The sequence below is a fragment of the Serratia sp. S4 genome (assembly GCF_000347995.1).
GTDB lineage: Bacteria > Pseudomonadota > Gammaproteobacteria > Enterobacterales > Enterobacteriaceae > Serratia > Serratia quinivorans.
In genome coordinates this window covers 5,257,210-5,270,470 of the sequence record NZ_KB661120.1, presented here as the reverse complement: position 1 = coordinate 5,270,470, position 13,261 = coordinate 5,257,210, and the positions used below count along the sequence as shown (strand labels likewise).

The 13,261-nt window shown below is 52.3% G+C and carries 12 protein-coding genes; 6 read left to right on the top strand and 6 right to left on the bottom strand.

Annotation, left to right across the window (positions count from 1 at the left end):
- Positions 1–5: 5 nt before the first annotated feature.
- Both mobB and mobA read right to left on the bottom strand, forming a co-directional pair.
- The gene (gene mobB / locus SERS4_RS0125250) at positions 6–524 is read right to left on the bottom strand and encodes a molybdopterin-guanine dinucleotide biosynthesis protein MobB (protein ID WP_026142601.1); all 519 of its coding nucleotides are present in this window, start codon (positions 522–524) and stop codon (positions 6–8) included.
- The gene (gene mobA / locus SERS4_RS0125245) at positions 517–1,110 is read right to left on the bottom strand and encodes a molybdenum cofactor guanylyltransferase MobA (protein WP_017894475.1); all 594 of its coding nucleotides are present in this window, start codon (positions 1,108–1,110) and stop codon (positions 517–519) included. The genes mobB and mobA overlap by 8 nt, the downstream gene beginning before the upstream one ends.
- Positions 1,111–1,262: 152 nt before the next feature.
- Here mobA and SERS4_RS0125240 point away from each other — a divergent pair, with 152 nt between their 5' ends.
- The 3 genes from SERS4_RS0125240 to dsbA all read left to right on the top strand — a co-directional run bounded on the left by SERS4_RS0125240 (position 1,263) and on the right by dsbA (position 3,276).
- Positions 1,263–1,532: a YihD family protein gene (locus tag SERS4_RS0125240; RefSeq protein ID WP_012147559.1), complete on the top strand. Its 270-nt coding sequence runs from the start codon at positions 1,263–1,265 to the stop codon at positions 1,530–1,532.
- 104 nt (positions 1,533–1,636) lie between these two features.
- Positions 1,637–2,623 carry a serine/threonine protein kinase gene (locus SERS4_RS0125235; protein WP_017894474.1) on the top strand — a complete coding sequence of 329 codons (987 nt, stop codon included), beginning with the start codon at positions 1,637–1,639 and terminating at the stop codon, positions 2,621–2,623.
- Positions 2,624–2,652: 29 nt separating this feature from the next.
- A complete protein-coding gene (gene dsbA, locus SERS4_RS0125230; protein ID WP_012147557.1) occupies positions 2,653–3,276 on the top strand; it encodes a thiol:disulfide interchange protein DsbA in 624 nt (207 codons plus the stop codon).
- A 45-nt stretch (positions 3,277–3,321) separates the two neighbouring features.
- Here dsbA and SERS4_RS0125225 read toward each other — a convergent pair whose 3' ends face one another.
- On the bottom strand, positions 3,322–4,212 hold the full coding sequence (locus SERS4_RS0125225) for an acyltransferase (protein ID WP_026142600.1): 891 nt from the start codon (positions 4,210–4,212) through the stop codon (positions 3,322–3,324).
- 505 nt (positions 4,213–4,717) lie between these two features.
- On the opposite strand from SERS4_RS0125225, the gene polA reads away from it, so the two are divergent.
- On the top strand, positions 4,718–7,522 hold the full coding sequence (gene polA, locus SERS4_RS0125220; protein WP_017894471.1) for a DNA polymerase I: 2,805 nt from the start codon (positions 4,718–4,720) through the stop codon (positions 7,520–7,522).
- 534 nt (positions 7,523–8,056) lie between these two features.
- Here polA and yihA read toward each other — a convergent pair.
- Positions 8,057–8,707, bottom strand: a complete 651-nt coding sequence (gene yihA / locus SERS4_RS0125215) for a ribosome biogenesis GTP-binding protein YihA/YsxC (RefSeq protein WP_012147554.1) — start codon at positions 8,705–8,707, stop codon at positions 8,057–8,059.
- 748 nt (positions 8,708–9,455) lie between these two features.
- On the opposite strand from yihA, the gene yihI reads away from it, so the two are divergent.
- Positions 9,456–10,007, top strand: coding sequence for a Der GTPase-activating protein YihI (gene yihI / locus SERS4_RS0125205; protein WP_012147553.1), 552 nt, complete (start codon positions 9,456–9,458; stop codon positions 10,005–10,007).
- 182 nt (positions 10,008–10,189) lie between these two features.
- Entirely contained in the window at positions 10,190–11,563 is a 1,374-nt protein-coding gene (hemN, locus tag SERS4_RS0125200) for an oxygen-independent coproporphyrinogen III oxidase (RefSeq protein ID WP_017894469.1), read from the top strand.
- Positions 11,564–11,610: 47 nt separating this feature from the next.
- On the opposite strand, the gene SERS4_RS27120 is transcribed toward hemN, so the two are convergent.
- On the bottom strand, positions 11,611–11,733 hold the full coding sequence (locus SERS4_RS27120; protein WP_017894468.1) for a YshB family small membrane protein: 123 nt from the start codon (positions 11,731–11,733) through the stop codon (positions 11,611–11,613).
- 113 nt (positions 11,734–11,846) lie between these two features.
- A complete protein-coding gene (gene glnG / locus SERS4_RS0125190; RefSeq protein WP_012147551.1) occupies positions 11,847–13,259 on the bottom strand; it encodes a nitrogen regulation protein NR(I) in 1,413 nt (470 codons plus the stop codon).
- Between the last annotated feature and the right edge of the window lie 2 nt (positions 13,260–13,261).

Here is a 13,261-nt window from a genome sequence, read left to right as displayed (position 1 = left end):
CGCAGCTACGCTGCGCCTTTCAGCCATTCGGTGATGAAATCGGCGATGCTCTCCGGCTGGTTGAGATCCAGGGATCTTGTCTTGACCGCTATCGATTTATCGCTGGCAACGGCGATAACGAACTCATCCAACATATCTTCAAGCGGCCTGCCTATCTCTTCACGATAGAGAATGATTTTACTTATGGGCTCATGTTTAAACCCCTCGACTAAAATCATATCCACCTTGCTACGATCAAAACGACTGGCCAGATACTGAAGATCCAAAGGTTGCTGTTCCGGCGTTTCAGTCATTAAGGCCCAGCGACAATCGCTGGCGACCAAGGTTTGGTCGGCGCCCGCTTTGCGCAGTTCATAACTGTCTTTGCCTGGTGTATCCACATCCATATCATGATGCGTATGTTTGATCAGTCCTACGCGGACTTCCCGCTGCTTTAATAAAGGAATTAATTGCTTAAGCAGCGTGGTTTTACCCGTTCCGCTATAGGCGGCAATCGCCAGCAAGGGGGGAAGAGCATTATGCATTGGTGAGTCCTTTTTCCTGCTGCCAGCGCAGGCAGTCTTCCCGGGTATTAAGATTATGGAATGCTGCTTGTTGACCACTGAACGCTATTTGTCGCGCACCTGCCGCATCCAGGAACAACATCAACTTGCGTTCCCCACGGGCCAGATACTCTTTTAACTGAGGTGCCAGGCTGGTATGCAACAGTGCCAGTGTAGGGTGCGCCCGCTCTCCATCGCTGGCATAGGCGGCCAGAGAGCTGCCTTTCTGTTGCCAGAGTTGATCAACCAGCGTAGCAGGAAAATCGGGGACGTCGCAGGGGACAAAAACGACCCATTCGGTGGTCGCGTGTTTCAATCCGGCCAGCATACCTGCTAGCGGGCCAGAAAAGTCTGGCGTCAGATCGCTGACGATTGGCAGACCGCTTTCACCATAGCGTGCCTGATTGCGATTGGCACTGATGGCAATTAGGCTTACCTGCGGGCGTAACCGAGAAAGTACGTACTGATACAGAGGTATGCCGGCAATCTGAATCAGGCCTTTATCTTCCCCGCCCATACGTGTGGCGCGCCCACCGGCTAAAATAATGCCGGTAATCTCCTCATGCATATCTATCATCCCGAATTTATGGCTAACGCCCTGATTGTAGCGCTAAAGAGGGTGCGACATCAGGATTTACCTTTATTGACAAGCTGCTTCTTTCACTGCGTTGTTAAGCCTGTTACTTTGTGTGTTTATTGATTCTATTGGATGATATTGCGATGAAAACGCACCGTGTAAACGAGCTGATTGAGCTGTTACAGCCGGCCTGGCAGGAAGATCCGGATCTTAACCTGATCCCGTTTTTGCAAAAGCTGGCACAGGAAGCCGGTTTTCAGGGCAATCTGGCTGACCTGAGCGATGATATCCTGATCTACCATCTGAAAATGCGTGGTAGCGCCGGCACCGAACAGATCCCTGGCCTGAAAAAGGATTACGAAGAAGACTTCAAAACGGCATTGCTTCGTGCCCGTGGGGTGATCAAGGATTAGCATTCGTGCGCTAAGGTGAACCAGTTACTCGTGAAACCTGCCATTAATGCTACTATTTCTCATTCCCGGCACAGTGATGTCACCAACCGAAACCGAATGTTGTTATGAACAACTCAGCTTTTAATTTTCAGACCCTGTCGCCCGACCTGATTATGGACGCGTTGGAGGGGGTTGGTCTGCGTGTAGATTCCGGGCTGACAGCGCTTAACAGCTATGAGAACCGCGTCTATCAGTTTATGGATGAAGATCGTAAGCGTTACGTGGTGAAGTTTTATCGGCCTGAACGCTGGAGTGCAGAGCAAATTGGTGAAGAACATCAGTTCTCTCATGATCTTGCCCTGGCAGAGATCCCGGCAGTTGCGCCACTGGCCCTGCAGGGTCAAACGCTGCATACACACAGCGGTTTCTTTTTTACTGTTTTTCCCAGCGTTGGCGGGCGGCAATATGAGATCGATAATCTCGATCAACTGGAGTGGGTGGGGCGTTTCCTGGGGCGTATTCATCAGGTAGGCAGTGAAAGCCTGTTTGTGGAACGCCCGACAATGGGCATTGAGGAATATCTCACTGCGCCACGTCAGGTATTGGCTAGCTGTGAACTGTTGCCGAAGGCCCAACGCGAAAATTTCCTGAATGCGACCGACAGGTTGATTGAGGCGATTAAGCAACATTGGCATCTGGACTGGCAGCCGCGACGTTTGCACGGTGATTGTCACCCAGGCAATATCCTGTGGCGTGATGGTCCGCTGTTTGTTGATCTGGATGACGCGCGAAATGGGCCGGCAATACAGGATCTGTGGATGCTGTTGCATGGTGAACGTCGCGATCGCTTGATGCAGTTAGATATTCTGCTGGAAGCTTACTCCGAGTTTGCCGAGTTTGATCAAAGTGAATTAGCGTTGATCGAGCCGCTGCGGGCCATGCGCATGGTGTACTACCTGGCATGGGTTGCTCGCCGTTGGCAAGATCCCGCGTTTCCTAAAAGTTTTCCGTGGATGGCGGAGTCTGATTTTTGGTTATCTCAGACGGCGGCATTCACCGAGCAGGTTAAGCTGTTGCAGGAACCCCCTCTGCAGCTGATGCCAATGTATTGAAGCTTTAACACAATGGAGAGTTTAGTCTTATGAAGAAAATATGGTTGGCACTCGTTGGCATGGTAATGGCATTCAGTGCCTCGGCTGCGCAATTTAGCGATGGTGCTCAGTACGTAACCCTGGATAAGCCGGTGACCGGTGAACCTCAGGTACTGGAGTTCTTTTCCTTCTATTGCCCGCACTGCTATCAGTTCGAGCAGGTGTATCACGTTTCCGAAAATGTGAAAAAAGCGCTGCCTGCGGGCACTAAAATGACCAAGTACCACGTTGAATTCCTGGGGCCGTTGGGTAAACAACTGACTCAGGCCTGGGCTGTGGCAATGGCGCTGGGCGTGGAAGATAAAGTTAGCCCGCTGATGTTTGAAGCGGTGCAGAAAACCCAGACCGTGCAAACTCCGGATGATATCCGCAATGTGTTTGTGAAGGCTGGCGTGAGTGCAGCTGATTATGATGGGGCCTTGAACAGCTTCGTGGTTAAATCCCTGGTGGTTCAACAAGAGAAAGCTGCAGAAGATCTGCAACTGCGTGGTGTGCCGGCGGTATTTGTTAACGGCAAATACATGGTTAAAAACGATGGCCTGGATACCAGCTCGATGGATGCTTACGTGAAGCAATTCGCCGAAGTGGTTAAATTCCTCAGCGAGCAGAAGTAACCGAAATTTAAAGTTAAAAAGCCGGCTTAGCCGGCTTTTTTTACTCTACGATTGCTTCAACTTATCCAGTAGCCGGTCTTTATCCTGCCACAGCGTATTCAGCCAAAGCTGGAAGCGCCGCTTAAACTGCTTATCGTTAAAGTAATCGCCATGCATGGTTTCATCGACTGGCAGCAGCTCAATTCTTACCACCACGCGTTTCAATCGTCCGCACAGCATATCCAGAAAAGGCCGCTCGGTATTTTCAGGATAAAGCAGGGTGACGTTTAACACTTTATCGAACTGCTTACCTAATGCACTGAGTGTAAAAGCAATGCCGGCGGCTTTTGGGGCCAGTAAATTGCGGTAGGGCGAGTTGGTTTTAATTTTCTTGGCTTCAGTAAAGCGCGATCCTTCCACAAAATTGACGATGGTGGTTGGACGCTTACGGAATTTTTCGCAGGAACGGCGGGTGGTTTCGATGTCATTACCGCGCTTTTCTGGGTGTTTAAGCAAATAGGCACGTGAATAACGTTTCATGAACGGCATATCCAGCGCCCAGCAGGCCAGGCCGACAAAGGGCACCCAGGCTAGCTGTTGCTTAAGAAAGTATTTATTCATTGGAATATGGTTACGGAACAACACGCACAGCACCACAATATCCGACCAACTTTCGTGATTGCTGATCAGCAGATACCAGTTTTTTCGTTCCAGCCCTTCCAGCCCTTCAATATCCCAACGCAATTGCCTGTTAATGCGTAATAGCAGTGCCAACCCTACGCACCAGCACCACATCATAAAATCGGCAAAGGCTGAGATACGTCGCCAGACGGCAGGAAAGGGCACCAGTAGCTTAATGATACCGGCCAGCGTGATGGGGACTGAACAGAGTACGGTCACCAAAATGGCGAGCAGGGCAGAAAGTATAAAAATAACAGGGGATAACAATCTTGGCATGGTTATGGGCTGACGGTTGTTGGTAACAGCGTTACATGCCGGTATGCATGAACAAAAAAAATATTTTAACAGAAACCATAGGGGGAAAGCGCCCGTTAACAGTAACTGTTTTAAAGAGGAGGAAATAGGCATTTGCTGCGTTTTCGTGCAACTTGCTCATCTTGTGCTATGGTAATTGAGGCACTAAATTTGATAAATAGTGCTATTAAAATTGGGTGCAAGATATATCCACAAATTGTGTAAAAGTCGATAAATACCCTCAATTAAAATAACGCAATTTAACGCAGTGATTTCAATAGGAATTTTATTTGCGCTTATAACGATAAATGCATCGTTATAATTTGCTGTCTTTTCTATGCACAAAGTTATCCACAGGCAGGATCTTGCGGATCGCTTCGCAAGATCGCATGATTTTCATCTTCAGTGCACTCTAAGGTTCGTCTCCAGCGGCCAGCTATGGCATGCTTACCGCCATGTCCGATCACGATAAAGATAAAGTAACGCTATGGCTCAAATTGCAGAAAACCCACTAATCCTGGTTGACGGTTCCTCTTACCTCTACCGCGCTTATCACGCCTTCCCTCCGCTGACCAACTCCGCGGGTGAACCGACCGGGGCAATGTACGGCGTGCTGAATATGCTGCGTAGCCTATTGCTGCAGTACCAGCCAAGCCATGTTGCGGTGGTGTTTGATGCCAAAGGAAAAACCTTCCGTGATGAGCTGTTCGCAGAATACAAATCACACCGGCCACCTATGCCGGACGATCTGCGCGCGCAAATCGAGCCGTTGCACAAAATGGTCAAGGCCATGGGCCTGCCGCTGTTGGTCACGCCCGGCGTCGAAGCCGACGACGTCATAGGCACGCTGGCGCTGGAAGCTGAAAAGGCCGGTCATGCGGTGCTGATCAGCACCGGCGATAAAGACATGGCGCAGTTGGTCACGCCGAACGTCACCTTGATCAACACCATGAACAACACCATTCTCGGCCCGCAGGAAGTGTGCGACAAATACGGTATTCCGCCGGAGCTGATTATCGACTTCCTGGCGCTGATGGGGGATGCCTCGGATAACATCCCAGGCGTACCAGGCGTGGGTGAGAAGACCGCGCAGGGGCTGTTACAGGGCCTGGGTGGGCTGGATGTGCTCTATGCGAATCTGGACAGTATCGCCACGCTCAGCTTCCGTGGAGCCAAGACCATGGCGGCCAAACTGGAGCAGAACAAAGAGATGGCATACCTCTCTTACAAGCTGGCCACTATCAAAACTGACGTTGAGCTGGATATTACCTGCGCCGATCTCCAGGTGTCTCCGCTGGACGTCGATACGTTGCAACAGTTGTTCAAACAGTATGAATTTAAGCGCTGGCTGGCAGATGTCGAAGCCGGCGTTTGGCTGGAAGGCAAGAAAGGTGCCGGTGTGAAAGCAACCAGCGCGGCGAAATCTTCTGCCAGTGCAGTGGCAGAAACCGGAAAAGCCCCGGCAGAAGCAACGCTATCGCAAGAGGGTTACGTCACCATTCTGGATGAAGACACCTTCACTGAGTGGCTGGAAAAACTGAAAAAAGCCGAAGTGTTCGCGTTTGATACCGAAACCGACGGCCTGGATACTCTGACCGCTAACCTGATCGGTCTGTCATTTGCCATTGCTCCGGGTGAAGCCGCTTATCTGCCGGTGGCACATGACTATCTTGATGCGCCAACGCAGTTGGATCGCGCTCATGTCCTGGCTACGCTGAAGCCGCTGCTGGAAGACGAGAAAGCGTTGAAGGTCGGGCAAAACCTGAAGTTTGATATGAGCCTGCTGGCGCGTTACGACATTACGCTGCGCGGTATTGCCTTTGATACCATGCTGGAGTCCTATGTGCTGGACAGCGTGGGCGGCCGTCACGATATGGACAGCTTGTCCGATCGTTACCTTGGTCATAAAACCGTGACCTTCGAAGAGATTGCCGGTAAGGGTAAAAAGCAGCTCACCTTCAACCAGATTGCACTGGAGCAGGCAGCACCTTACGCCGCTGAAGATGCTGACGTGACGCTGCAATTACATTTGGCGATGTGGCCGCAATTGAAGGAAAGCGCTGAGCTGTTGACGGTTTTCAATCAGATTGAAATGCCGCTGTTGCCGGTGTTGTCGCATATCGAGCGAACCGGGGTGCTGATTGATCAAAGCATTTTGGCCACCCACTCTATTGAATTGACCAAGCGCCTGGCTGAGTTGGAAATTCAGGCCCATGAACTGGCGGAAGAGCCTTTCAACCTGGCGTCGACCAAACAGTTGCAGGCGATCCTGTACGAAAAACAAAAGTTGCCAATACTGAAGAAAACTCCGGGCGGTGCGCCTTCGACTAATGAAGAAGTGCTGGCTGAGTTGGCGCTGGATTACCCATTACCGAAAGTAATTCTGGAATACCGTGGCCTGGCGAAGCTGAAAACCACCTATACCGACAAGCTGCCGCTGATGATTAACCCGGTGAGTGGTCGGGTGCATACCTCCTATCACCAGGCGGTGACGGCTACCGGGCGTCTCTCTTCCAGCGATCCCAACCTGCAGAATATTCCGGTGCGTAACGACGAAGGGCGCCGTATCCGTCAGGCATTTATTGCTCCTGAAGGCTACCGCATTGTTGCTGCCGACTATTCGCAAATTGAACTGCGTATCATGGCTCACCTGTCACAGGATGAGGGGTTGCTGAAAGCCTTTGCGGCTGGTGAGGATATTCACCGCGCCACGGCGGCCGAGGTGTTTGGCCTGCCGCTCGATAAGGTGACTAACGAGCAGCGCCGCAGCGCCAAGGCGATTAACTTCGGCCTGATTTATGGCATGAGCGCATTTGGTCTGGCGCGCCAGTTAGGGATCCCACGCGGTGAAGCGCAGCGTTACATGGATCTTTACTTCGAACGTTATCCGGGCGTGCTGGAGTATATGGAGCGCACCCGTCAGCAGGCCGCCAGCCAGGGCTACGTCAGCACGCTGGATGGCCGCCGTCTGTATCTGCCGGATGTCAGTTCCAGTAATGGCATGCGTCGTAAGGCGGCCGAGCGAGCGGCGATTAATGCCCCAATGCAGGGGACGGCAGCCGACATCATCAAGCGTGCGATGATCGAGGTGGACGCCTGGCTGCAAGCTCAGGAAAAGCCACTGGTGCGGATGATTATGCAGGTACACGATGAACTGGTGTTCGAGGTACATGAGTCGGTGCTTGAGGAATCCAACCAGCGTATTCGTGAGCTGATGGAAAACAGTATGGCGCTGGCCGTGCCGCTGAAAGTCGACGTTGGCGTGGGTGCCAATTGGGATGAAGCGCACTGATAATGCCGTAGTTCGTCAGCCAGCCCTTCAATGGCAGAGCTAACTGGCGATAACCTAAGCAGTTTTTGTAATTAAGCTACAAGATACGGCGATTGTTTCCGCAACCTCGCCGTTATTACGCTCTAAACTGTGTAAGTAAACTACAAAAAATTCTTTTGCACTGCGAAAAAATCATGTAAAGTTACTCGCGTAGGGTACAGAGGTAAGATGTTCTATCTTTCAGACCTTTTACTTCACGTAATCGGATTTGGCTGAATATTTAGCCGCCCCAGTCAGTATTGACTGGGGCGTTTTTTATTGTAAAAACAAAGCCAAGCCATAAGTTTTTCCTATTTTCTCCGAAACGTTTTTTCCTCGTTTGATCCCCTGAATTTGCTCATCCGCCGAGTTCTCATCGTTAAATGGTCATAAGAATTTATGATGATTTTCAGTCAAAACTGTAATTAGATAACGAAAAAGGCCTGATTTCGCGGATCGCAGACGTAAAAAAGCCGATGCGTTTCCACATCGGCTACTGCGGCACCTGGGGCGTTGTTATTCGCCGGCGGTGTCGTCATCTTCCGGCAGTACTTCCGGTGGGATCTCGTTAAACCAGGTGTTCAGTTTCTGGCTCAGCTTGTCGACGCCGATTTTTTTCGGTGAGGAGAAGGCTTCAACCTGGATATCGCCCATAAACGGCACTACCGCTTCACGCACCATATTGAGCTGCGCCTTGCGCGCGCCAGATGCCAGCTTGTCCGCTTTGGTCAGCAGGAGCAGGACCGGCGTACCGACTTCGACGGCCCACTGAATCATCTGTTGGTCGAGATCTTTCAACGGATGGCGGATATCCATCAGCACCACCAGGCCTTTCAGGCAGTTACGCATTTGCAGGTATTCACCCAGCGCACGCTGCCATTTGCGTTTCATCTCTTCAGGAACTTCGGCGTAGCCATAACCTGGCAGGTCGACGAGGCGAATGCCTTCTTCCACTTCAAACAGGTTAATCAGCTGGGTACGGCCCGGCGTTTTACTGGTACGCGCCAGACCTTTCTGGTTGGTCAGGGTATTTAACGCGCTGGACTTACCGGCATTAGAGCGACCGGCGAACGCAACTTCAATACCTTCATCCCCCGGAAGATGGCGAATATCGGGCGCACTGGTGACGAAATGGGTCACATGATAATTGTAATTCTTGCTGGTCAAAATTTTTCGTCTCCGCAAGGATGGCTAACTGGTTGGCGATTATAACTGCATCAGCGGTAAAAATGGTGTGTTTCTCTGTTTTTAAGCATCGGGCCAGCAGGGCGTGGCAGTCAGACCTCAGCGAGCTTGTGAGACATTCGCCATTCGAATAGGGGGCAATGTCGCTTTATTCGAAAGCTATTTTTATTCTTTACCTTTAAAAACAGAATGTTAATTCTCCGATGTGTTTTTTGTTATGCCAATTGCCCGGCAGCTACCTTGAGCCTAACTCCTGATAGCGTAAAGTAGGTTGCAGCACAAGGCTGTGCAGGATTAAGGAACATCCGGGAAGGGTGATAAATCTCATGGAGTGCACAGGAAGTGCTGGAGTGCCAGGATGAACCCAGAAGGAATTGACCTATTTGCATCTGAATTTGCGAATAGCACAAGGATGGTGAAGTCACTGCAATTTGGATGCCCGCAGGAAGCGCGCTCAGGAAGAGTGGATGTGCAGGGATTGTGCCAGGGACGATTTTTCTTTCAGGATGAAGGACGTAGTGCGGCAGGGAATGCGTTTATAGCAAAAGGAAAAACCAGGATGTTGAGTGTGCGCACGGAACGCGTAGCAGGAATATCCTTCGAAAGAGGGTGCAAATAGGCGGCAGGTTTAACCTGCCGCCTTTTTTCTTTGTCCGCTTTCTGCTAGATTCCGCCGCAATCGTATAGCATCTATCTCTATACTGAATCTACATACCTAAGAGCATACGCTATGAACCAGCCATCAAAAGCACCTCGCGCCCCACGCAGCAGCGCGGCGACGCCGAAAAACAAAAAGAAAAGCCGCGCGGAGCTCGATCAGGAAGCCCGTGAACACAAGCGTGCGAAAAAACGCCGTGGTCTCGCTTCCGGTTCTCGCACCCAGGTTGAGTCCACCAATCAAAAAAATAAAGCGGCGGCTCAGGCCAAAGATCCGCGTATCGGCAGCAAAGTGCCGGTAGCGCTGGTGGTTGAAGATAAGCCAAAAGCCAAACCGCAACCCAAGCCGAAAGCTGAAGCCAAGCCTAAGCCACGTCTGACGCCGGAAGAAGAACTGGCCAAGCTGGAAAACGATGAGCGTCTGGACGCACTGCTGGATCGCATTGATGACGGTGAGACTCTGAGCGCCGAAGATCAGAAATATGTTGATCAGACGCTGGATCGTATCGATGCCCTGATGGAGCAATTGGGCATTGAATTGGGTGATGACGACGAAGAAGAAGAAGAGAAGCGGGAAGATATCCTGAAGCTGCTGAAAGGCGGTAACCCAAAAGACGTAATTTAACGCGTCATGTGGCTGATCCTGACAATAGCCCTACTCTTGATGTGTTATCTGCTGTGGTTATTCGGTAAACTATGGCGGCTGTCTAAACGCAAAACGCGTTTTCGCAGCGCTTCCGCGGCCAGACAGCGTAGACAACTGCCCATTTCCCGGCCCGGTAGAAAAAAATATCGGAAGGAGTGAGCATGTCAGAGCAGGCAATTGTCTGGGATCTGGCCCTGATCCAGAAATATAACTATTCAGGGCCGCGTTATACCTCATACCCCACAGCGCTGGAGTTCAACCAGGGCTATGACGAAGCGGCGTTTCAACGCGCTGCTGCGCGCTATCCAGAACGTCCGCTGTCGCTGTATGTGCATATCCCTTTCTGCCACAAACTCTGCTATTTCTGTGGCTGCAATAAACTGGTGACGCGTCAGACGCACAAGGCCGATGAATATCTGGCGGTGCTGGCACAGGAAATCGCCCAGCGCGCGCCTCTGTTTGCCGGGCGTAAAGTTGGTCAGTTGCATTGGGGTGGCGGCACGCCGACCTACCTGAGCAAGTCGCAAATCAGCAAGCTGGTGGCAATGCTGCGCCAACACTTTGATTTCCTACCCGATTTGGAAATGTCGATCGAAGTCGATCCGCGCGAGATTGAGCTGGATGTGCTCGATCATTTACGCAGCGAAGGCTTTAATCGCCTGAGCATGGGGGTGCAGGATTTCAATAAAGAAGTGCAGCGGCTGGTGAACCGTGAGCAGGATGAAACCTTTATCTTCGCTCTGATCGCTCGCGCCAAGGCTTTGGGCTTTAACTCCACCAATATTGATTTGATCTACGGTCTGCCAAAGCAGACGCCGGAGAGCTTTGCTTACACCCTGCAGCGGGTGGCGGAACTCAACCCGGATCGCCTCAGCGTATTCAACTACGCCCATATGCCGAACCTGTTTGCAGCCCAACGCAAAATCAAAGATGCGGATTTGCCGAGCGCGCAGCAGAAACTGGATATCCTGCAGCAGACCATCGCCTCGCTGACTGAGTCCGGCTATCAGTTTATCGGCATGGACCACTTTGCCCGCCCGGATGATGAACTGGCCGTGGCACAGCGCGAAGGGAAACTGCACCGCAACTTCCAGGGGTACACCACTCAGGGTGACAGCGATTTGCTGGGGCTGGGAGTGTCCGCCATCAGCATGCTGGGGGACAGCTATGCCCAGAACCAGAAAGAGCTGAAGACCTATTACAGTAGCGTTGAGGCGCAGGGGCATGCCTTGTGGCGCGGCCTGGCGATGACGGAGGACGACTGTCTGCGGCGTGAGGTGATCAAAACGCTGATCTGCAATTTCAAACTGGACTATCTGGCAATAGAGCAACAGTTCGCTATCGACTTCGCCGGCTATTTTGCCGAAGACCTGCAACTGCTGGCACCGTTTGAACGTGATGGGCTGGTGGAGCGTGACGAGCAGGGTATTCGCGTTACACCGCGCGGTCGGTTGCTGATCCGCAATATTTGCATGTGTTTTGATATCTACCTGCGACAACAGGCGCGCACTCAGCAATTCTCTCGGGTTATTTGATCGATAAAGAAACGGCCGCATTAGCGGCCATTTTTTTAATTAGAAATTTAACTGAAGAAATTAATCAGTGCGGCGCACAACACCGCAGCAACGGCTGCCTGCGGTGTGTGGCTGGCGGCAGAGCCAAGCTCCGCGCCTTGGGAAATGAATGCGACCAATGAGTCCAGCATCGAGAGCCTCCAGAGTGTGCGCCCCGATCATACTGCCGGCAGAGCGGCTGTAAAGCCTGAAGTCGTCGATTTTTTGTGCGCTTGATTATGTTTTCTATAATCAACAACGCAAACTATTCCATTCCCAACTCTTTCAACTTGCGCGTTAACGTATTGCGGCCCCAACCCAGCAAGCGAGCGGCTTCCTGCTTATGCCCCTGGGTATGGCGCAGAGCGGTAGTGAGCAAAGTGCGCTCCATTTCCGGTTGCGCTTCCGACAGCAAGTTTTGATGACCGGAACGCAGTGCCCGGTCGGCCCACTGCGCCAGTAGCGTAGCCCAACTGTCCGGCAAGCTGTGGCCGGCCGTTTCCGGCGCAGCGGTTTCAAACAGCTCACTCGGCAGATCCTGAATCAGCACTTCCTGCCCGGCGGCCATCACGGTTAACCAGCGACAGGTGTTTTCCAACTGACGCACGTTACCTGGCCACGGCAGGCGGGTCAGGGCGGTTTCGGTTTCCGGATGCAGATTCTTCGCCTCAACGCCCAGCTCTTTTGCCGCCACTTGCAGGAAGTAGCGCGCCAGACGAGGTATGTCCTCACGACGTTCACGCAACGGTGGCAGATGTACGCGAATGACGTTCAGGCGATGGAACAGATCTTCACGGAATTTACCTTCCTGTACCCGCAGCTCCAGGTTCTGATGGGTGGCGGCGATAATGCGCACGTCCACCTTCACCGGCGCGTATCCACCGACCCGGTAGAATTGACCATCGGCCAGCACCCGCAGTAAACGGGTTTGAACATCCAGCGGCATATCGCCGATTTCATCCAGGAACAGCGTTCCGCCGTCGGCCTGCTCAAAACGGCCCTGACGGATCTGATTGGCGCCGGTAAAAGCCCCTTTCTCGTGGCCGAACAGCTCGGATTCGATCAGGTCTTTAGGGATCGCCGCCATATTCAACGCGATAAACGGAGATTTGGCTCGCGGGCTGTGGCGATGCAGGGCATGGGCCACCAGCTCTTTACCGGTGCCGGATTCGCCGTTGATCAGCACGCTGATCGATGAACGCGACAGACGGCCAATGATGCGGAACACGTCCTGCATCGCCGGGGCTTCGCCGATAATGTCCGCCACCGGGTCGTTGGCCGGCTGGCTGCGTGCCGGTTGTTGCTGTTCCTGATAATGGCTGATGGCGCGCTCTACCAGTGCGACCGCTTCATCGATATCAAAGGGTTTTGGCAGGTAATCGAACGCTCCTTGCTGGTAGGCGCTGACCGCGGCGTCCAAATCCGAATGTGCCGTCATTATGATGACCGGAAGCATGGGGTGACGCTGCTTGATCTGCTTGAGCAACGCCAGACCATCCATACCCGGCATGCGGATGTCAGACAGCAACACGTCAGGAGTTTGCGTGGCCAGGGCTTCCAGTACCGCATTGCCATTTTCAAAGGTCACGCAACTCACACCCGCTCCAGTGAGCGCGCGTTCAAGCACCCAGCGGATGGAGCTATCGTCATCGACGATCCAGACTATCCCTCGTTGCATAG